Origin of the sequence: Falsiroseomonas oryzae (genome assembly GCF_027856955.1) — a bacterium.
GTDB classification, from domain to species: Bacteria; Pseudomonadota; Alphaproteobacteria; order Acetobacterales; family Acetobacteraceae; genus Falsiroseomonas; species Falsiroseomonas oryzae.
Window position 1 is genome coordinate 1 of sequence record NZ_JAPSMD010000881.1, and the last position, 968, is coordinate 968.

Consider the following 968-nt stretch of genomic DNA (forward strand, 5'->3'; position numbering starts at 1 on the left):
GCCGAGCGCGTGCAGCGCGGCGTCCCGCGCCGCACGCGCCGCCACCGTCTCCACCGCGAAGCGCCCGGTGCCGAGCGGGACCTCGGCGCGCAGCACGCCGCCGCCGGTCAGACCGAGCCGCTCCAGCGCCGCGGCGAGATCGTCCGCCGACTCGCGCAACTCCGCGACGATGCGCCAGGGCGCGCCGGGACTGCGCCCCTCCAGCCGATCCGGAAAGCCGAGGCGCAGGAAGGGCGTGGCCGGATCGTAGGACACGATCCAGTCCAGCCCGGTCGGGGCGCCGCCCTCCACAACCAGCAGCCGCGCCGAGACCGGCATCGTTGCCTCCGGCACTTGCGGCAGGCCGCGCAGTGGCAGCGCGCGCGGCGCCGCGGCCAGCACCACCAGGTCGCCGCCGAGGTCCCGGCCATCCGCCAGCGTCGCGCCCAGGATGCGCGACCCAGCGCAGCGCAGCGCGGCGATCCGCGTGCCGGTGAGCACCGTGACGCCAGCGCGCTCCAGGCGCGTCTCCATGGCCGCGACCCAGGCCCCGATGCCGCCCGCGCGCGGATAGAGATAGGCGGGCGCAGAACCGCCCGGTGCGTCCGCCGCGCGCGGATGGGCAAGCCTTGCACCCAGGAAGCCGATCGCCTGCATCCGCTCCGTCTCCGCGCGGTCGGCAATGACGATGCGCACGGGCAGCCGCGCCTGCGTGGCGTTCCAGGCTAGCGCCTCCGGCGCGGCACCGAGCAGCGACGCGCAGGCCGGACGCAGCGCGGCGTCGAGCAGCGTGGGGCCGAACATGGCCGCCAGCCGCGCCGCCAGATCCGGCGCGGCCGCGCCGGGGTCCGGCGTGTCGGCGCGCGCCAGCACCTCGTCCCGCGCCCGTGCCAACGTCGCGGCATCCAGCCCGCGCGCATCGAGGCAGCCGGTTTCCGTCACCAGCCGCCCGGCGACGACATGGCCTTCGCGCGGCAGCCGCCCAAGCC

Annotated in this window: 1 protein-coding gene; it reads right to left on the bottom strand. The window is 77.5% G+C overall.

Going from position 1 to position 968, the window contains the following annotated elements:
• The coding region (locus OZN99_RS32425; RefSeq protein ID WP_270939295.1) for an FAD-binding oxidoreductase/lyase at positions 1-968 on the bottom strand (968 nt) is incomplete at both ends.